22 protein-coding genes are annotated in these 18,787 nt (G+C 59.8%); 11 read left to right on the forward strand and 11 right to left on the reverse strand.

The genetic code is table 11. The features are described from left to right. Positions 1-24 precede the first annotated feature (24 nt). From KJA79_RS19765 to KJA79_RS23405, 9 genes are all read right to left on the reverse strand, one after another. On the reverse strand, positions 25-984 hold the full coding sequence (locus KJA79_RS19765) for a tetratricopeptide repeat protein (protein ID WP_213043816.1): 960 nt from the start codon (positions 982-984) through the stop codon (positions 25-27). Further along, on the reverse strand, positions 981-1,970 hold the full coding sequence (locus KJA79_RS19770; RefSeq protein ID WP_213043817.1) for an MlaD family protein: 990 nt from the start codon (positions 1,968-1,970) through the stop codon (positions 981-983). The genes KJA79_RS19765 and KJA79_RS19770 overlap by 4 nt, the downstream gene beginning before the upstream one ends. A gap of 46 nt (positions 1,971-2,016) precedes the next feature. Continuing rightward, complete coding sequence (locus KJA79_RS19775) at positions 2,017-2,748, reverse strand: ABC transporter ATP-binding protein (protein WP_213043818.1); 732 nt, start codon at positions 2,746-2,748, stop codon at positions 2,017-2,019. Continuing rightward, positions 2,745-3,557 (reverse strand): ABC transporter permease, encoded by an 813-nt coding sequence (locus KJA79_RS19780; protein ID WP_213043819.1) that lies wholly within the window; start codon positions 3,555-3,557, stop codon positions 2,745-2,747. Before KJA79_RS19780 ends, KJA79_RS19775 begins: the two co-directional genes overlap by 4 nt. A gap of 184 nt (positions 3,558-3,741) precedes the next feature. Next, on the reverse strand, positions 3,742-4,074 hold the full coding sequence (locus tag KJA79_RS19785) for a PilZ domain-containing protein (RefSeq protein ID WP_213043820.1): 333 nt from the start codon (positions 4,072-4,074) through the stop codon (positions 3,742-3,744). A gap of 34 nt (positions 4,075-4,108) precedes the next feature. After that, complete coding sequence (locus KJA79_RS19790) at positions 4,109-4,489, reverse strand: PilZ domain-containing protein (protein ID WP_213043821.1); 381 nt, start codon at positions 4,487-4,489, stop codon at positions 4,109-4,111. A 145-nt stretch (positions 4,490-4,634) separates the two neighbouring features. Continuing rightward, positions 4,635-5,573: an LpxL/LpxP family Kdo(2)-lipid IV(A) lauroyl/palmitoleoyl acyltransferase gene (gene lpxL / locus KJA79_RS19795; RefSeq protein WP_213043822.1), complete on the reverse strand. Its 939-nt coding sequence runs from the start codon at positions 5,571-5,573 to the stop codon at positions 4,635-4,637. Between the two features lie 147 nt (positions 5,574-5,720). Continuing rightward, complete coding sequence (locus tag KJA79_RS19800; protein ID WP_213043823.1) at positions 5,721-6,101, reverse strand: PilZ domain-containing protein; 381 nt, start codon at positions 6,099-6,101, stop codon at positions 5,721-5,723. A 164-nt stretch (positions 6,102-6,265) separates the two neighbouring features. Next, positions 6,266-6,625: a cysteine rich repeat-containing protein gene (locus tag KJA79_RS23405; RefSeq protein ID WP_213043824.1), complete on the reverse strand. Its 360-nt coding sequence runs from the start codon at positions 6,623-6,625 to the stop codon at positions 6,266-6,268. Positions 6,626-6,853: 228 nt separating this feature from the next. Here KJA79_RS23405 and KJA79_RS19810 point away from each other — a divergent pair, with 228 nt between their 5' ends. Further along, positions 6,854-7,723 (forward strand): acyl-CoA desaturase, encoded by an 870-nt coding sequence (locus KJA79_RS19810; RefSeq protein WP_213043825.1) that lies wholly within the window; start codon positions 6,854-6,856, stop codon positions 7,721-7,723. 312 nt (positions 7,724-8,035) lie between these two features. Further along, positions 8,036-8,350, forward strand: a complete 315-nt coding sequence (locus KJA79_RS19815) for an RNA-binding regulator (protein WP_213043826.1) — start codon at positions 8,036-8,038, stop codon at positions 8,348-8,350. Positions 8,351-8,426: 76 nt separating this feature from the next. Here the strand turns inward: KJA79_RS19815 and arfB are convergent, their stop codons facing one another. Continuing rightward, entirely contained in the window at positions 8,427-8,843 is a 417-nt protein-coding gene (gene arfB / locus KJA79_RS19820) for an alternative ribosome rescue aminoacyl-tRNA hydrolase ArfB (protein ID WP_213043827.1), read from the reverse strand. A 215-nt stretch (positions 8,844-9,058) separates the two neighbouring features. Here arfB and KJA79_RS19825 point away from each other — a divergent pair, with 215 nt between their 5' ends. From KJA79_RS19825 to KJA79_RS19860, 8 genes are all read left to right on the forward strand, one after another. Next, positions 9,059-10,828 carry a sensor histidine kinase gene (locus tag KJA79_RS19825; RefSeq protein WP_246507817.1) on the forward strand — a complete coding sequence of 590 codons (1,770 nt, stop codon included), beginning with the start codon at positions 9,059-9,061 and terminating at the stop codon, positions 10,826-10,828. 31 nt (positions 10,829-10,859) lie between these two features. Then, complete coding sequence (locus tag KJA79_RS19830) at positions 10,860-11,321, forward strand: response regulator (RefSeq protein ID WP_213043829.1); 462 nt, start codon at positions 10,860-10,862, stop codon at positions 11,319-11,321. Next, positions 11,318-13,561, forward strand: a complete 2,244-nt coding sequence (locus KJA79_RS19835; protein ID WP_213043830.1) for a PAS domain S-box protein — start codon at positions 11,318-11,320, stop codon at positions 13,559-13,561. The genes KJA79_RS19830 and KJA79_RS19835 overlap by 4 nt, the downstream gene beginning before the upstream one ends. A gap of 69 nt (positions 13,562-13,630) precedes the next feature. Continuing rightward, entirely contained in the window at positions 13,631-14,275 is a 645-nt protein-coding gene (locus tag KJA79_RS19840) for a response regulator (protein ID WP_213043831.1), read from the forward strand. A 169-nt stretch (positions 14,276-14,444) separates the two neighbouring features. Next, positions 14,445-14,801, forward strand: coding sequence for a hypothetical protein (locus KJA79_RS19845; protein WP_213043832.1), 357 nt, complete (start codon positions 14,445-14,447; stop codon positions 14,799-14,801). Then, positions 14,798-15,226 carry a hypothetical protein gene (locus KJA79_RS19850; RefSeq protein ID WP_213043833.1) on the forward strand — a complete coding sequence of 143 codons (429 nt, stop codon included), beginning with the start codon at positions 14,798-14,800 and terminating at the stop codon, positions 15,224-15,226. Before KJA79_RS19845 ends, KJA79_RS19850 begins: the two co-directional genes overlap by 4 nt. A gap of 140 nt (positions 15,227-15,366) precedes the next feature. After that, positions 15,367-15,777 (forward strand): hypothetical protein, encoded by a 411-nt coding sequence (locus tag KJA79_RS19855; RefSeq protein ID WP_213043834.1) that lies wholly within the window; start codon positions 15,367-15,369, stop codon positions 15,775-15,777. 23 nt (positions 15,778-15,800) lie between these two features. Beyond that, a complete protein-coding gene (locus KJA79_RS19860; protein ID WP_213043835.1) occupies positions 15,801-16,502 on the forward strand; it encodes a response regulator transcription factor in 702 nt (233 codons plus the stop codon). Positions 16,503-16,578: 76 nt separating this feature from the next. Here KJA79_RS19860 and KJA79_RS19865 read toward each other — a convergent pair whose 3' ends face one another. Next, positions 16,579-17,121: an MlaC/ttg2D family ABC transporter substrate-binding protein gene (locus KJA79_RS19865; protein WP_213043836.1), complete on the reverse strand. Its 543-nt coding sequence runs from the start codon at positions 17,119-17,121 to the stop codon at positions 16,579-16,581. A gap of 283 nt (positions 17,122-17,404) precedes the next feature. On the opposite strand from KJA79_RS19865, the gene KJA79_RS19870 reads away from it, so the two are divergent. Beyond that, the gene (locus KJA79_RS19870) at positions 17,405-18,655 is read left to right on the forward strand and encodes a murein transglycosylase domain-containing protein (RefSeq protein ID WP_213043837.1); all 1,251 of its coding nucleotides are present in this window, start codon (positions 17,405-17,407) and stop codon (positions 18,653-18,655) included. Positions 18,656-18,787: the final 132 nt, after the last annotated feature.

Consider the following 18,787-nt stretch of genomic DNA (forward strand, 5'->3'; position numbering starts at 1 on the left):
GCAGGCCTCTGATCGGCATACGACCTACCTCGCGGAAGCAGGCACGGACAGTTGGCTCAGTGCCTGCCCTAATCGCGCAACATCTGCTTCCCGGCCCAACTTCTTCGCGCACGCCACGGCCTGAGTCAGAGCAGCCCCGGCGCCGACTCGATCACCTTGCGCAAGATAGCTGTGGTAGGCGCGTTCAAAAAAAGCGAGGCCGCGATCGGGAAATCCTCGGCGGTCGGCTACCCGTCCTAACCGCAAGAGATCTGCGGCAATCCCAGTCCGATGTTCCGCGGCCTTATCTAATTCCAACGCCCGTTCAAATTCCTGCTCGGCTGCATCGTAGGCCTGGCGTGCCTCAGCTACCATACCCAGGTTCACGTGGTTGCTGGCTTCGGAGGCAAGGTTGCCGGTAGCTTGATTCAACGCCATGGCGTGACGGAACTGCTGGGCAGCCTGCTCAAGGTCTCCCTTCGCCTGCCGCAGCAAACCGAGATTGTTTCGCAGCGTCGCCTCCGCCCCTTGATCCGCCTTCTGTTGAGCCAACTCCAGCGCTTCCTGATAGAACTGCTCGGCCTCCTCGGTCTGTCCGGCCTGATGCGTTGCCGTCCCCAACGCCGTCACGCTCTCGAGTAAGAGGTCTGGCGCACCCAGTTCCCGGGCCAGGGTTACCGCCCGCCCATGCGAGGTGATCGCGAGAGTCGAATCCCCACGCGCAAGAGCAACACGCCCGATATCATTAAGCGTGCCGACGAGGGTTCTCCTGTCGTCGAGACTTTCCGCCACGCGACGCGCCGCCTCATACGCCTCCGCTGCACGGGCGCGATCCCCCCGTGTCAACCAATGATCGCCCTGCCGCCGCAGAGACTCAAGCTGTGCAGCCCATGGGCCAGGCTGAGGTTCGGGAGGCACAGGTGGCTGAGCAGTCGCGCATCCCAGCAAGGCGCAGAGCGCCAGGACGCTCATGCCTGCATGGCACCCTTCCCGTCGCGATCTCATCGACGCAGTTGATCTCCTCTCAAGCTCTGAGTTCCCATCTGGGGTCGCACCGGTGACGACTTCGGTGCCGGCCCGGCGTTCTCTGCAAACCGGTTGAAAGGGAACGTCTGCTTCGCGCCGCGTACCAGAGTCGAGACCTCGGTTAAGGTGCCTTCGGCCGTCCGAATGACGGGGATCAATTCCTGACTCACCTCATCCACGGAATCCGAGAGGCGCTTTACGCTTGCCAACGTGGATTCGGCACTATTCAGGATAGCCGGTAGACGGCCGGTGGCCTGCTGCACGTCCGCGGTCACTCGATCCACCACACTCAAGGTTCGCTTGATGGAGCCGGTCATGGTCGGCAGTGCGGTCGCCGTTTGCTCGACCGAGGCGATCGTCCGCTGAACCGATGCCACCACCGAGGGCAAATCCTGGGTCGCCACGGCCACCTGCTCAAGTGCCTTCCCGCCGGCTTTGAGCCCGCCTTGCACATCCTGCGTGATGGTTTCCACCCGAAGTAACGTTTGCTTGACCGCCATCAACACCGGCTCGACCTCGTTGAGCAGATCACCGATGTCCCTCGGCTCCACGGCTCGAATCGTCGCACCATCAGCCAACGGCGGGCTGTTGGCCGTCCCCATCCCAATATCGACTTGCGTCTGCCCGACCACTACACCGCTCTTGGTAACCCGTAAATCTGAATTGTCCTTCACCATGTTTTGGTATCGAGTCAACAGCTGCAGCGTCACATCGACGGTTCCGCGATCGTTCAAATCCACCCGCTTGACCCGCCCGATCGAAATGCCCGAGACGACCACCGGCGCTCCAGGCTCCAGACCATAGGATTTGCTGAGACTCGCCTTGAGCGAATACTTCGGTTCAAAGAGATGTTCAGCCCGCGACATCCAGAACCCCGCCCCTGCCAGAATCAGCAGGGGGATCACCACAAAAGTTCCGACGATCTGTGCCAGTCGCCCGCTCGACAGCTGATGTGAATAATGCATATCGCTCCTCTTTCACCCCCGCGACCACAGCGTGATCCGGAGCCGCCTACTCCACATATCGTCGTAGCGCGGGAGGGACCGTCCTGCCCACCGACTCCAGACTGCCGTCGGCCTCCACCCGCCCGTCCTGCAACACGACCAGTCGATCCGCGCCTTCGATGAAGGGCGAAAACGAACGCAACGCCGCCACCACCGTCAAGGGTTGCTGCTGCCGTCGTGCTTCGACATACTGTTTCAGGACCAACACCATGTCCGCATCCAGCCCTGCCACGGGATCGTCCAATAGCAGGACGTCCGGCTCTAACATCAACGACCGCGCAATGGCCCCACGGCGAATCTCCCCTTGATTGAGCTCAGCGGGAAAGCGGTCCCGCAACGAGGCCAATCCCAATCGTTCCAACTGCGCCATCACCACCTGCTCTCGTTGACGATCCGGCATCGCCCCTCGATGATACCGCAGCGGTAAGAGCACATTGTTGAAGAGGGTCATGTTGCTCAGCAACCCCGGCTGTTGCAGCACGGCCCCCACCCGAAGCCGTACCGGGCCGTCGCCTGCCTCCTCAACAGCACTCCAATCCTGTCCTAAGACCATCACCTTCCCGGATTGCGGCGGCAAGAGGCCTGCCGCCAACTCGATGGTCAGGCTTTTCCCCGAGCGACTCGGCCCCACCAGCGCAACGAACTGACCCGCCGTGATCTGTAGGTCCAGTTGCAAGCAGGACGTGCTCCCGGCAAGAGGCGCTCGAACCTGCGCAAAGCTGATGGCTGTCTCGCTCATAAATAGAGCGGCACCGTCACGACAACATCCACCAGCAGACACAACACGAACGAATTGATCATCGCCCGGGTCGTTTGTTGCGGCACTTCCGTATAGGAAGACCGCACCGCTAGGCCATGGTAACAACAGACCGCCGCGACGGCTGATCCGAATCCGAACCCCTTGATCGCCGTCATCAACAAGTCGGTCGTCGACAACGCCCGAGTAACACTTTCGACGAATGCAGAAAAAGGAATCGTCAGTTGCGCGTCGGCGACCAGGTATCCGCCGAACACCGCCACGACGTCAAAGTAGAACGTCAGGCACAGCATCGAGAGCACCATGCCGACCATACGAGGCATAATGACGAATTGGCTGATGGGAATTCCCATGAGTCGGAGCGCGACCACTTCCCGCGTCACCGACATGTTGCCCAGTTCGGTCGCGATGGCCGTGCCCGATCGCCCGACGACGATGAAGGCGGTGATCAAGGGACCGAGCTCCCGAATCACCGTGACCACGATGATGCTGCCCACCAGTCCGCCAGCCCCGAGCTTGGGAAGCTGTGTCCCGGCCTGCGTCACAATGATGATGCCGAGCAAGAGCGCAATGACGCTGGTCACGGGCAGCGCGTCGACACCCGTGAAGAGAATCTGACGGATCAACACCCGCAGCGTTTCCCGCCGCCCCTGTCGCGCCGGTGATACCAGATCCAATACCGCTTGTGTGAAAAGCGTGGCCAACGCCGCCAGGTAGGCATATCCGGCTATGGTCTTCCGTCCTACCCACTCGATCATCGGGTGTGCGCGGCCTCCCCCACGTCGCAGCATGCACCGAGCGCCTTGCGTCCGCGCCTGGCGTCACGGCGAAATTGTAGGGAAGCACCACACGTAAAGCAACGAGGCCAGCCCCGGCAGGCGTCACGAGGCGGACGGGTGAGATATGGGATCTGCGACCTGATCAGGATCTGAACAATGGACGCGGAAGAAAGAGGGAGCACATCTCGATGAAGGGTTACGAGACGGGCCGATGCTTGATGACGAACTGCTGGATGCGGTGGAGTTGCGGAGGGCGCATCACCACAAACTCGATTCCGACCTCGCCCCCGCGCGCCCATCGGACCACCGCCTCGTCCACGCGGACCGGCCACTCCAGCCCGTCCGTAAGGAACAGCGAGAGCCGCAGGCGAAAACCAGGTGGCATGACATGCTCCGATCGTGCCATACAGCCGGTGAAGGACACATCGAGCATTTCCGCTACCCCGTCGACCTCATCCTCCCCGATAAACTCCAGGCGACAATCGGTAGCGACCCGACGAGACTTGCGCAGCGTGTTCGTCTGTTCCACGCACCCCTCCCCTCTCACTGCCGAATCCTGCGGCCTACAAGCCCCCAACGGAAGCGACCGCCACGAATTGACGCAAGCGAGCCTGTTCGACCGTTCCCATGGACACGAACTCCACACCAAAACAGGCATCGCCCCCCCAACGCACCAACGCCAGATCCACAGCGGTAGGCGACGACTCTCCCGGCAACAGCAAAATGAGCGACATCGCATCCCCCACCTTCACGCCCACGTCGCTGGTGATTTTGCAGCCACCTGGCGAGAGGTTAAGAATCACGCCCTCGCCCTCCACATCACCATTAAAACTGGTGGTCGGGGCAAACGGTGCGAAGGAGAGCAGGCAACCAGGCGGCGCCAGACGCCGTTGATGCTGACGCAACTCCTTCTGAGCGGGGGCAAGCTTGTCGGATTGATCCATAACGGAACGGATGATGCGATCGTCTGTAAGATGCAGCAGGGTCAGTATATCGCAGGAGGGAGCAGTCGCCGAGTACTTCGCGAGAATTCACCAGCGTCTCGCCGGTGAGCCTCGCTGCAGGCTCAGTCGGGACCTGCGGTACTCCCTACCGCCTGTAGAGCGGCGGCTCACCGGGAGGACGACTCTTGAAGCGGCGATGTTGCCAGAAATATTGCTCCGGCACCCGACGAACGGCATCTTCAATCAAGCGATTGATCCGTGTGGCATCCTCGATCATTTCTCCCGACGGAAACTGATCCAAGGCCTGCCCGACTTCGATGTCATACCCGGATCCATCAGCTCGTCGATAGTAGAAACAGGGAACCACCGCCGCGCCACTGACCTTGGCCAGTCTGGAGGTGGCAGTCAATGATGCGGCCGGCACCCCGAAGAACGGAGCAAAGACACTGCGCTTGGTACCCGCGTCGATGTCCGGGGCGTACCAAACCACCTGATTTCTCGCCAACGCGCGGAGGATGCCCCGCATATCACGGTGTTGAATCAGGTCTGAATAGTATCGGCTCCGGCAGCGATTGGCGATCATGTCCGCCACGATATCGTTTTGGGGCCGATAGACGATGGCGACTGGTTGCTCCAGGGCCATAAATCGTCCGGCCAGTTCGGCCGAATGTAAATGTGCCCCGCAGAGCAATACCCCTCGCCCGGCCTGGAGCGCCTCCCGAAGATGGTCCAACCCCTTGATCGTATATTCGCAATGCTCCCGAGGGTCCTTTGCCCACCAGGCCATCGCGATTTCCAACACTCCCATTCCCATGGACTCGAAACAGTGCAACGCAACCGCGTTCCGTTCATCCGGCGTCTGTCCGGGGAAACAGAGCTTCAGGTTGACCCGCACGATCTCCCGCCGCTTGGTGAGCAGGCCATGCAACAACCGTCCACACTGTCGTCCAAACGCCAGTTGTGACCGGTAGGGAAGCCAGGACAGCAACCGAAACAGAGCAATGCCGACCCAGGTGGGCCAATACATGGGGTGGTAGGGACTGCGCGGCTGGCGCCGAGTATGTGGGGTCTGTGTCCTAGACATGGGAATGGGGAGGCCATTGTATGGAAACGGAGCGGCGAGCGCAATCTCGAAGGAGGCTGGGACGCGGTATACGCGATTGAACGAGGAGCCGCACCAACCAAGCCGATCGGCACCTGCATGATCAGAGGCGGCAACCAGGCAGTGGCGCTAGGAGGTGGGCTTCGTCGCGAGCGTGATAAACTTCCGCAGCCGCATTTCAGCCACCGACGACAGATTGACAAACTCCAATCCGTACACCTGCTCCCGCTCCCATCGCACTGTGGCTTCCTCAACCGTCATCGGCGACACCTGATTCGGCAGGGAAAGACTGACCGACAGCCTATCACCCCGCTGAATCCCCGCTTCGCTCATGACTTTGGCCCCCCTCATCGACACGTCAAACACGACACCGATGCCATCGCCGCCGCGACCGAGCCATTTGGCCAAGCCCAAGCGCGACAACGAGCAGACGAATGGTGCCGGCACGCGTAACCTGGGATGCTGACGCAAGTCGACGGAAAACTGTTCCTGCCCCGTAGTGCCACTCATACGTACCCTCCCGTATGTCTAGTGGTCACTCTATCGCACGGGACGCGGTTCCGAAAATAAATTGACGAAATCGACCGATGACCATGGAGGACACGGACCGTGAGACGGTGAGACAGGCACGGATCGTCCTCGTGACCAATCCGTGTCCCGGCACGTCCAAAAGCTTACGGCCGGCGCTTGCTTCGTTGTTGCACGGTTTCTGCGCACGTGGGGGAGAGGTCCTGCGTATGCGCCTTCAAGCACTGGGCTATTCTGCCCTCCCCCGGTTTGACGTTCGCACACAGTCGCGTGACATCCTCGGCGCAGGCTTTCCTCCCCGGACGACCACCCCGCCTCCGTTCTTCAGCTCCCGCCCCGTTTGCATCGGATGGCGCGGAGGATACCGCCGGTGCATCCTGCCCAGACGGAGTAGCCGCATCGCCGGCCGACCAGGCGACACCGCTTGCTCCCGATATCCCAAGCACGACGCCACCCAAGAGCCCCACCAACCTGCATATTCCCTGTTTCGCGCATTCGATTCGCATACACACTCCCTTCGATGCTGGATGACAACCTTGACTCGCCGCAACCGGTCCAGTCGTGAGGTCAACGGCCTCTGCTCCCCTCTGCTTCACTCAACGCCTCCCCGCACCAACGGTTGACGGACATATGGGCACCACATAGCGGCCGCCGGCTCCCTCTCCCTTCACACCCGTCCCGAATACCCAGGTCGACCTCTTGCGAAATCCCGCCTGCTTATCTATTCTAGCGGGATGCAACAAGCCTCCCCGAACTCCGTTCCAGCCCACATCGTCCACCGGGTTCATCATAAATTCTGGACCTACCTGCTCTTCTGGTCGGTCGTGGCTGGTTCCGTCATTGCCGTCCCCGGTTATGGACTGCTGTACGGCTATTCGTGGTTGGATTGGACCATGTTCGCCGTTCTCTATGTGGTCACCGGGCTAGGGATCACGGTCGGGTACCACCGGCTGTTGACTCATCGTAGTTTCGAATGTCCAGACTGGGTCAAAGCCTGTCTCTTGATCGCCGGTGGATGGGCCCTGCAGAATTCCGGCGCAAAATGGACCGCCGACCACTTACGCCATCACGCGCATTGCGACGACCCGCAAGATCCCTACAACGCCAAACGGGGATTCTGGTATAGCCACTGCGGATGGTTGCTGGACCCTATTCCCTGCAATGACGAGCGATTCGGCTCTCGCGTGATGCAGGACCAGGTCGCCATGTGGCAACACCGGAACTACGCAACCATCGTCCTGATCGGCCTGGCACTGCCCTTTGTCGTCGGTTTTCTTCATAACGGCTGGCAGGGAGGCATCGGCGGATTCATGTTGGCAGGGGTCGGACGTACCTTTGCCGTGCTGAACTCCACATTCTGCATCAATTCCGTCTGTCACATTTGGGGCGATCAGCCGTATGGGACAGCCGATTCAAGCCGCAACTCCTGGCTCGTCTCCCTGCTCACGTTCGGCGAGGGCTATCACAACTATCACCACACGTACCCGAGCGATTATCGCAACGGTCCGCTCTGGTACAACTTCGATCCGTCGAAGTGGCTTATCTTCACCCTGTCGAAGCTGGGACTTGCCTCGTCACTCCGGACGGCCTCCTCGAACACGTGATCCGCCCGCATCCGATGTTGCCGGTTCCACGCCCTGTTGCACGACCACATCATGCCCCGAATAAGCGAACCGCCCCTCGTTGACAGCTCTAGCAATCTCACAGGACATCTGGTAGGATGCTGTGTGCGCTTATGACGGGCCACATAAGTTCACATCACTAAACGGCCCATCACCGATATTGTTTGTTAGCGAGCAGTTGATCGGAAGTCAGACCCAAGTCGCCTCAATCATTGCGCCTTCGGCCCGCTCATTCCCCTCATCCCTCTGTTCTCGTGTCGCCGACAATGTCATTTTTCAAAAGGAGAGACCCCTATGGGTACTAAATTGTATGTCGGCGGACTGCCGTATGCTGCCACTGAATCGCAACTGAACGACTTGTTTTCGGCTCACGGCACCGTCGAATCGGCGCGCGTAATCACGGACAAGTTTACCGGACAATCACGCGGCTTCGGCTTCGTGGAAATGTCGACCGAGGACGAGGCGAAGGCAGCCATCACGGCCTTGAACGGTTCGGACATGGGCGGACGCCAACTTACCGTCAATGAAGCGAAACCGCAGGAGTCCCGTTCTGGTGGCGGCGGTGGACGTTTCGGCGGCGGTGACCGAGGCGGACGGTCCCGCTTCTAGTCAGCGACGAACATCGTTTGGGCTCTGAAGGGGCGCGTCATCCGACGCGCCCCTTCCTTTTTAGACCGCCGTCGCATCACTCATGGTCGGGCCTTCCACGCAATGCTTTCAGCCGCCCCCGTTGTGTCTTTTCCTCCACACGTCGCTTCTTGGCCCCTTGCGGCGGTTTGGTCTGACGCCGCGACGGGCGTGAAATTGTTACGTGCCGGATCATCTCTCGCAGACGGTCCAAAGCCAGCTCGCGATTGCGCTCCTGACTTCGTGAGTCCTGCGCCTTAATGATGATGACGCCCTCGCGGGAAATACGATGGTCGCGCAACGCCAGCAGACGCTCCTTGTAGGCAGGAGGAAGGGATGAGCCCCGGATATCGAAACGAAGATGGATCGCGGACGAGACCTTATTGACATGTTGTCCGCCCGCGCCTTGCGCGCGCACAGCCGTCAGTTCGATGTCGTCGTCCGGAATCGTCACGTGAGCCGAAATAAAGAACATCTCTATCGACCCCCTTGGTCTCAGGAACGTACTCGGGCCAGACCAGAGGAGTCAACTCTTCGGCCAAGCGATGGTTACGAGGAGCAGACCCTTCGCTGAATGGACCGGGCCGGAGGCTTCCGATTGGATCTGCGTACAAGAACCGGTTATTATATCTAAGGTGTTACCCGCAGGCGGCCAGTCCGAACAGACCCATGAGCAACCGCGTGAACCACATGGTATCGCAGGCAGACGCCCCCCCACATCGCAGCAGATGGACCGGCAGGATCCTCCCGATACTGCTCGTGCTCTGCTTCCTCATCGCCACCGCGTTGGGGCTGTATGCCTTATCCTTCCTTCGCTCCATGCTGGTCATGGAGCGAGGCCAGGAGCTCGCGAGAAACGCGGCTGCCGTCGCGGATACGCTCGATCGTATCCTCTTCGAACGGTTCGGTGATATTCAATTGTTTGCGAACGACGGCATCCTCCGGAACGGCGCCCGGGATGAACAGCACCGCAGGCTTCTCCACTACAAGCAGCTGTACTGGTACTACTCCTGGTTGGGTGTGGCCGATGCCGAGGGCCATGTCATTGCCGCGACAGATTCGCTTGCCCCGGCCAGCATCACCGCACTCCCTCCCGACGCGCTTGAGTTCGTACGTCGGACAGGAACCATATACGTGGATAAGGTCCCCTCGACTGCGGGCCCGGCGCGGCAGAATGCCGTTGGATTCATGGCCCCACTCTATGGACCTCAAGGAACGTTTCGTGGAGCCGTGGCGTCGTACGTCCCGATTGAGAATCTCAAGACCATCTTCGACCAGGAAGGGAGGCTGCGATACGGCCGGGATATCTATGACTGGCTCCTGCTCACCCGTGACGGCGTCATCCTCAGTGAAAAACACCTTCTGAACGGCACTGCGGGGGAACCCCTGAAACTGGACATCCCCTCCGTGGGCAAAGCGGCTGCCAACCGCGATCAACCGGGCTTTGTCGAGGAGACGCATCACCGCCGAGGGGATTCCGTCGTCACCGGCTACGCCTCAACCAGGGGGTATCACAATTTTGCCGGGCTCGACTGGATCGTACTGTTCCGCCAAACCCACGAACAGGTCTATGCGCCGGTCGACCGACTCCTCTGGACAGTGGGCGGAGTGGGCCTCCTGGTGATCCTGCCGTTGACGGGATTCGGTATCTGGGTCTCGTGGCAACTGGGACGGGAACGTAACAGGTTGCTCCTCACGCAGCACACCTTGGAAAAGTCCGTGACGGAACTGGGGCGATCCAATGCCGATCTCCAACAATTTGCGTATGTCGCCTCGCACGATCTCCAAGAGCCGCTCCGCATGGTCAGCAGCTACACCCAACTCATCGCAAAACGGTACCGAGGAAAACTCGACGCGGATGCGGATGAATTCATCGGATACGCCGTCGACGGGGCGACCCGCATGCAAAAGCTCATTCAGGATCTCCTGACCTATTCCCGTCTCAGCACGATGGCACGGGAGTTCGAACCGGCCCCGATGGGGGCGGTGCTGAACTGTGCCCTGGACAACATGGTAAACGCCGTGAAGGAAAGCCACGCCGTGATCACCCACGACCGGCTGCCGACGGTACGGGGCGACGCCCAGCAGTTGGCGCACGTCTTCCAGAACCTGCTGAGCAATGCCATTAAGTTCAGCGGGAACGCACCCCCCCGCATTCACATCTCCGCCCGGCGGGAGGGGGAGGAGTGGCGGTTTTCGGTACAAGATGAGGGAATCGGTATCGACCCCCAATACGCGGGCCGCATCTTCGTCATTTTCCAAAGGCTTCACACCAGAGCGGAGTATCCGGGCACGGGAATCGGCCTAGCGATCTGCAAAAAGATCATCGAACGCCACGGCGGACACATCTGGGTGGAGTCAGAACTCGGGAAAGGCGCCACTTTCTGGTTCAGCATTCCCGACCCTGCGCAGGCCCCATCAGCCGTTCACCACACACGCGAAGCCGCATTGTCCGAGTGAATTCGCGACAGCACGCAAAGGAGTATTGCCCATGGCCATCCCTAATCTGGTGAAGCCGATCGAAATTCTCCTGGTGGAGGACAACCCGGGGGACGTACGCTTGACCATTGAGGCGCTGAAGGAAGCGAAGGTCATCAATCATCTCACCGTGCTCAAGGATGGCGTTGAAGCGCTCGCGTTTCTCCGCCGCCAGGCGCCGTACTCAGCGGCGCCACACCCCCACCTCATTCTTCTCGACTTGAACCTTCCCAGAATGGACGGCCGCGAAGTCCTAGCCGCCATCAAAGCCGACGACAGCCTGAAGCACATCCCGGTCGTCATACTGACGACCTCACAAGACGAACAGGACGTGCTAAAAAGTTATAACCTTCACGCCAATTGCTACATCTCAAAGCCGGTGGACCTGGATCAATTCGTCCGGGTCGTGCGATCGATCGAAGACTTCTGGCTGGGCATCGTGGTGTTACCGGCCTCGCAACCTGGAGGAACATGACCAGTGGTCCGATGCATGTGCTGCTGATCGAGGACAATCCGGGCGACGTTCGCCTGTTGCGTGAATTGCTGGGGAAGACCCGAGCCGGAGCATTTGTCCTCACCCAGGTCGATCGTTTGGCTGCCGGCATTCGGCATCTGGACGAGTGCGCCATCGACGTCATTCTCCTGGATCTTTCCCTGCCCGACAGTCAAGGCATCGAGACACTGCTCAAGACACATGCGGCAGCGCAGGGGGTTCCTATTGTGGTCATGACCGGAACGGAGGACGAGGAATTGGGGCTCCGACTCATTCAAGCCGGAGCCCAAGATTATCTCGTCAAGGGCCAGACGACCGCCTCCCTGCTGGCTCGTACACTGAAATATGCCGTCGGCCGCAAGCGGCTGGAAGAAACCCTGCGCGAACAAACGCGGTTTCTCCAATCCGTCCTGAACAGCATGGCCGACGGGGTGGTGATGGCGGATGAAACGGGAGCCTTTCGAATCTGGAATCCTGCCGCCGAACGGATTCTTGGAAGTAGGCCGGCTGGCCGGAAAATCGGGCAGTGGTCCGAGCACTTTGCCATCTTTCTGCCGGACAAAGTCACGCCGTACCCGCCGGAGGACGTCCCTCTGGCTAAGGCGATCCGCGGCGAATCAGTAAGCAATGCCCTGATCTTTTTCCGACCGTCGGCCGACGCCGATGGGCTCTGGCTTGACGTTTCCGCCCAGCCACTATGCGACGAGAATGGACAGGCGAGGGGCGGAGTCGTGGTCTTTCGCGATATCACCGCCAGCAAACGCACCGATGAAGCATTGCGGGACAGCGAAGAACGCTTTCGCGCCATCATGGACAACAGCCCTGCTCTGATCTTCATCAAGGATCTCGAGGGACGATACCTGCAGGCCAACCGCCAATTTGAAACCGTCGCCCGGTTGTCGCACCACGGTCTGGTCGGGAAAACGGATGAGCAGGTCTTCCCTCCCAATCAAGCTCACGCCTACCGAGCGAATGATCGCCAAGTCCTCGAGGCCGACGCCCCGATGTGGTTCGAGGAGTCGGCGCTTCATGATGACGGGCTCCATACCAGCATCGTCGTCAAGTTTCCCCTGCGCAATGCGCAGGGCCAGTGCTACGCGCTGTGCGGAATCGCCACCGACATCACTGATCGGAAGCGCGCGGAGGAAACGCGACAACGACTCGCCAAAGACCGCCTGCTCCTGCTCGAATCGACCGGAGAAGGTATTTATGGCATCGACAAGGCCGGCCTCTGTACGTTCATTAACTCAGCAGCGGCGCGCATGCTGGGTTATGTGCCGGATGAACTCCTCGGGAAAGACATGCATACATGCATCCATTCCCGCTATCCGGATGGGGCCGTGTATCCCCGTGAACGCTGCTACATCCACGACACGCTCAACAGCGGTACCGGGTGCAAGATCGACCACGAAGTCTACTGGCGGAAAGACGGGACCGCTTTTCAAGTTGAATACTCGTCCTTTCCGGTTATCGAGCAGCAACAAATTACCGGAGCGGTCGTGGTGTTCCTTGATATTACCGAGCGCAAACGGGCAGAACAACAATTGACCCTCTCGCATGACCAGCTGCGAAATCTCTCCGCCCGCCTCGAACTTGTTCGCGAGGAAGAACGCATCCGGATCGCGCGTGAGATCCATGACGAACTGGGACAGGAACTGACCGGCATGAAGCTGGAACTCTCCTCACTCAGCGACCATCTCCAGACGTCCGGGCCGACGCAACGACAGAAACTGCATTCGATCTCCATGCTCGTGGACGCCGCAATCCAATCAGTGCAACGCATCGCCACCGAATTGCGCCCCGTGGTGTTGGATCAACTCGGGCTTATCCCCGCCATCGAATGGCAAACTCATGAATTCCAGACGCGGACGGGTATTCAATGCACGCTGGATATCTACCTAAGAGCCGTGGCATTGTCCCATGCCGGCTCCAATGCGATGTTCAGAATCTTTCAGGAAATTCTGACCAACGTGGCCCGACATTCACAGGCGACGGCCGTCGCCATCACCCTTCAGGAACAGGCCGGCAACCTGGTCTTGGAGGTTCGCGACAACGGTCGGGGAGTGACCGAGTCTGAACTGTCCAATCCGCACTCACTCGGGTTGGTCGGGATGCGGGAACGGGCGCTACTCTTAGGCGGTGAGACCATCCTGACGGGCACTCCGCAGGGAGGCACGACGGTGAAGGTCCGGATTCCACTCAGCCCATCGCAACCGGCATGACCCCTGTGGCAACACAGGAGCAAGGCAGTTCCTCCGAGCATCGACGAAACAGAAAGAAAGGAGCACATCGTGACACACATTCTCGTCGTCGACGATCACGCAGTCGTGCGGCAGGGCGTCCGGCAGATCCTCAGCGAACAGTTTCAGGACGCGGTCATCGGCGAAGCGGCCAGTGCACAGGAGATGATGGAGCAGATGCGCAGGCACAACTGGGATGTCGTCGTCCTTGATGTGGGGATGCCGGGAAAGAGCGGGCTCGATGCGCTCAAGGATCTCAAGCAAGCCTCTCCCAAGCTCCCGGTCCTCGTGCTCAGCGCCTATCCGGAGGATCAGCTCGCGCGACGCATGTTGAAGGCGGGGGCCGCCGGTTACCTGAACAAGGACAGTGCTCCGAACGAGCTCGTACGTGCGTTGCGGAAGATTCTGGGCGGCGGCAAATTCGTCAGCGCCGCAGTCGCGGAACTCTTGGCGTCAAATTTGGACGACCATTGCGAAAAGCCGCTTCATGAGCAATTGTCCGACCGGGAATACCAAGTCATGTGCTTAATCGCAGTCGGAAAAAGCTTGAAAGAGATCGCTGACGATCTGTGCGTCGGCGTCAGCACCATCAACACCTATCGAGCACGTATTCTTGAAAAAATGCAGCTCCGCAACAATACCGAACTGACCCACTATGCGATCGAGAATCGTCTCGTGAACCGGCTCGTCTCCTAAACCGCATCCACCATCCCCCCTCCAACACCGTCACCGCTCGTAGCAGAAACGTCGACAGACCGGATCGCACAACCAGCGACGCAGAATTTGCGCAAAGAGCGATGCTGGTCCGGGCCTATTTCGGGTAGAGATACCACCGTAGAGGCTGGCGGCAAGGAGAGGAAACCAGATGATGCTGATCGACGACACCAGAAGCACGGCGGAGGCCACTGGGATGCCGGTATGCGACTCGGCCGGGATCGGGGCCCTCATTCTCCGCGAGCTGGAGCAGCACGGCCCATGCACGATCGAAACGCTGACCGCCTCGCTCCCCTACTACTCATGGAACCAGTTATTCATGGCGATCGATGCCCTGTCGCGAGAGGGCGCGCTGCGGCTCCGGCTGCAAGCTCGATCGCAATACCTCGTATCCCTCGCGGCACCTCGGACGGACGCGTTCCTTCCTGTCGCTCAATCCAGAATCACTGAAGCCAGGGACTTGGCGGCGTGCAATTCACCCAGGGGCGGGAAGGAGGCAGTGTCATGAGTGCAACCAGCATCCGCACCAAACCGGCCGGACGGACGCGGATCATGATCGTCGATCCTGAGCTGCAGCTCGGACTCAAACTGGCCGATCACCTGGCGAGGAACGGATACCAGGCCGTTCTCGTCCGAGATCTCGAATCGACACTGGCTCAACTCGGCGAAATTCGACCTGAGATCATTCTCTTGAGCCAGGACTCTTCCATGATGCACCCGCCTGCCGTCGACATCGAGGCGCTTCGGATCATCAACACACTCTGCCCCCAAGCCCCGGTTCTGAGACTGAATCGATCGCTGCACGGAACTATGCCCTTCACCCCACTGTCGCCCGACAGCCCTCACGCCTCCCCGCCTCCAGCCTTGCAACCACACGTGGTCGAGGACGTGCTTCGTGCACAACTCGGGATCCCCTGCATGCGGGTACAGTAACTCGATTTCCCACCCCGCTCTGAGTCGGTAAGGAGCGAGGTGTCGCGACAGCTCGCCGAATATGTGCAGATGAGGAGTAAGACGGGAACGGCAGAGCAGAGATGAGAGTCGAACGTTCTAGCGATCTGCACAAGGGAGACATGATGATGCGCTGCCCAGCGACGGATTGCGGTGAAGCGATGCAACCGGACTATCGTGCCGGGTACGATGCGGTCAGCGGTCTCGAATGCCTCTTTTGTCCTCGTTGTGGACATCGCGGTATGAAGGCACGGGACGGAGTGCAATTGCTGTTCACCGGGCAGCATGAATATGTCTTCAGCTATGGGCCGTCTTTGTCGCATCTCAAGGTCATTCTCTCGACGGTGGCAATCAACATTTTCCGGGTTCAGGGAATCCCTCCGACTCAACTGGCCCGGCATGTTGCCGATTGGGCCCTGCTCACTGGACAGGTCTGCGGCACGGTGCGCTTCTCCGGCGACCTGGTCCTCTCCAGCTGCTATGCGTATTGCCAGCAGCAGGCGAGCCACCCCTCGGGAGTCTCACCGGTGTAATCGATCACCAAGGAGAACCGCCGATGCCCGAACCGGACGCATGCCCGGCAGGCCCAACCATTGCGATCGTGAGCAGGAATCAGCTGACGCGTCTCGGTTTGCAATCCTTTCTCGCCCAACACCGTCAGCTCCGGCTCATTGGTCAAGCTGCCAGTGCAAAGGAAGCAGAGCCCCTGGTCACGCGAGCCAAACCACAAATCTTGATCCTCGAACCGGACACGACCTTTGAGACCGGGGACTGTGTTCGCGCAGTGCGTGCGATTCTTCCGACCATCCGGATCATCCTGCTCTGTAGTGCAAGAGACAGGGACTGCACAGTGGCCAACCGATCACCGGTGGTGGACAGCGTCGTACTGACGAATCAACCACTGACAGCCCTGTTTGCCGCTATCCATGCGCTTCTGCCACGTCACCGGCCGGAGCACTGGGATGGCCCCCCTCAGAGTGACGCACCACTGCAGCGAGCCAGGCCGGCCGGACTCTCCGACAGCAGCGCAGTCCTGCCGAACGCGACGGAGGGCCTGACCAAACGTGAGTCGGACGTGCTGGCGCTACTCGGAGAGGGCCTGACCAATAAGGATATTGCCCGCCGACTCTTCATTTGCCCGACAACCGTGCGCCATCACCTCAGCCACATATTCAGTAAGTTTGATGTGAATAGTCGGCAACAACTTCTCCTTCGGGCACAGCAGCATGGACTCCTGCAACTTGACGGCAACGGGTAAGGGGGCTCGCGAGAGAAGGACGCACCATCAGGAGGATAGATTGTGGTGGGCCTGTGCCAAGGGGATGCCGGGCAGCCTAGGCGACGGGTGCCTTCAGCTTGAGGTATTCCATAAGATCCAAGAACGAACCCTCACGGAGAATACGGGAAAATTGCAGGTGATAACTCGCCACGATGCTGGTGCCGTCGATGCTGACGTCGTCGACGAGCCAGCTTCCGTTTTGCGCGATCAGGTGAAACGCCATTCTGGTATCAATCGCCGGGCCCGCCGGAGCGATCAGCACCTGCACACCGTCGGCCTCTTCCCGCTCGGCAAGGTACACGACCTGCGCGGCAGAATAGTCTCGTAACCGATCCGTCAGATCATCGCGCAATACCTGCACAAAGAGCCGAATGAACTGCCGACGGTCGGCGGCGGTCGCTTGCGCTCCTGCTTCACCCAACGCACGTTCGGCCATATCCTGATAATGAAACGCACGCCGGACAACCTGTTCGATTTCCCACTGACGTTGCCCCGCCCGACTGGTCTCTTTCAACTCGGTCAGGAGATAGAGCACATCATTGATGGTAGCTTGCACGGTTGCGGTGGGCGTCTGCGCTGCCCATCCCGGTGCCGGCACGCACAACAGCATAGACAGGCACAGAAGGCCTCCGCACAGAACCGTTGCGCCGAATCTCTCTTTCCACCAACCATTCACAGCTTCGCCCCCATATCACCCGCCCTCACCCTTCGTGTTCCCCTCGCTCCTGTATCCTACTGACCGAGAAAATCTTCCGTCAAGCACGTGGATCTACCTGCATCCTCTGCCCTAGGCCGGAACAACCGTCCGCGTGCTGCGCGTCCTCCCGCGACATTGTCAAAATGTCTTTTCCTCGCCGACCAAGCTTCGGTATACTCCCGCCATGCCTGCTCGACATTGGCCGTCATTCCTATTCAGCCTTGCCCTTCCGATCCTCTGTGCCGGCTGCGAAACCACCGATAAGATGCTCGGGGCCGCGGAGCGGGCCGTCGGCAGCACGACCGGCAGAACGGTGCTGGGTATCGTCCAAGGCAAGGACCCGGCCGATATCGCCCGGCAACGAGTCGAACAGTACGGCCGCGACCCTCAAGCGCTGCTCAGAGACCTCCGGGCGATTCAGCGGGACTTCCAAGCGCTGATGGCGGCGCTGACGGGGGAGGTCGGCAAGAAGTGGGGCACCAAAGAGGTCAAACTGCCGGAGCAGAAGAAATATGTGAAGTACACGCAAAATTATCGGAGCCGGGCGATCGTCGATTTCGATGCGGGGAACATTCTGATCGAAACCCTCGACGAGCGGGAGCCGAGAACCAGCCTGAAAAATGCCGTGGTCACCACCCTGCTGACTCCGAATGATCCACGGAGCGTCGATCTGTTTTCAGACAAGGAAGTCACGCTGACCAGCGACAAGGAGCCCTATCTGCTTGGGCTGGTGGTGGATCAGGCAGGAAAACCGGTCCGCACGCCGACCGAAGCCGAACAATTTGCGGAGTCGCTTGTCGCCAAGAGCACGACCACGCGAAAAGTCGACCAGGACAATGGGGAGAAAACCGCGCACGTCGTCACGATTCCCATGGTGAGTAATTTCTCCCACAAGCAGGCAGAGAAATACCGTGCCGTCGTCGGTCAGTTTGCCGAGCGGTATCAGATCAGTCCCAGCCTCGTCTTTGCCATTATTCGAACGGAGAGCAACTTCAACCCCTTTGCCGTCAGTTCCGCACCAGCCTATGGGTTGATGCAGCTCGTGCCGACAAGCGGCGGACGGGATGCCTATCGTAAAGCGAAGGGGGAAGACAAGGCGCCCACGCGCGACTACCTGTTCGACCCCGACAACAATATTGAGCTGGGGACCGCTTATCTCAACGTATTGACGTATACGCACCTGGACGACGTGGCCGATCTTGTCTCGCGGGAATACTGCGTCATTTCCGCCTATAACACCGGCGCCGGCAACGTGTTCAAAACCTTCTCCAAAGACCAGCGTGCGGCAGTGGACCAGATCAACAGGCTCCAGCCATCCGCCCTCTACGACCGTCTCCGCTCATCGCTTCCCTATCAAGAAACCCGAGACTACCTGGCCAAGGTGGTAGGCTATCGCAAGCAGTTCGTGAGTCTCGGCGAGAACGGGCCCCGCTAGATTCCCCTGGCCGCCGTCCATTGGGTGAGAAGCCGTTCATCGCAACAACCTCCGCACCACCGACATCAAAAGGGAGAGTCACGATAGAGCGGTCATCCGACAGACACCTCCGCTGGAGCATTCTCGGCTCGG

The organism is Nitrospira defluvii (assembly GCF_905220995.1).
Lineage (GTDB): Bacteria > Nitrospirota > Nitrospiria > Nitrospirales > Nitrospiraceae > Nitrospira_A > Nitrospira_A defluvii_C.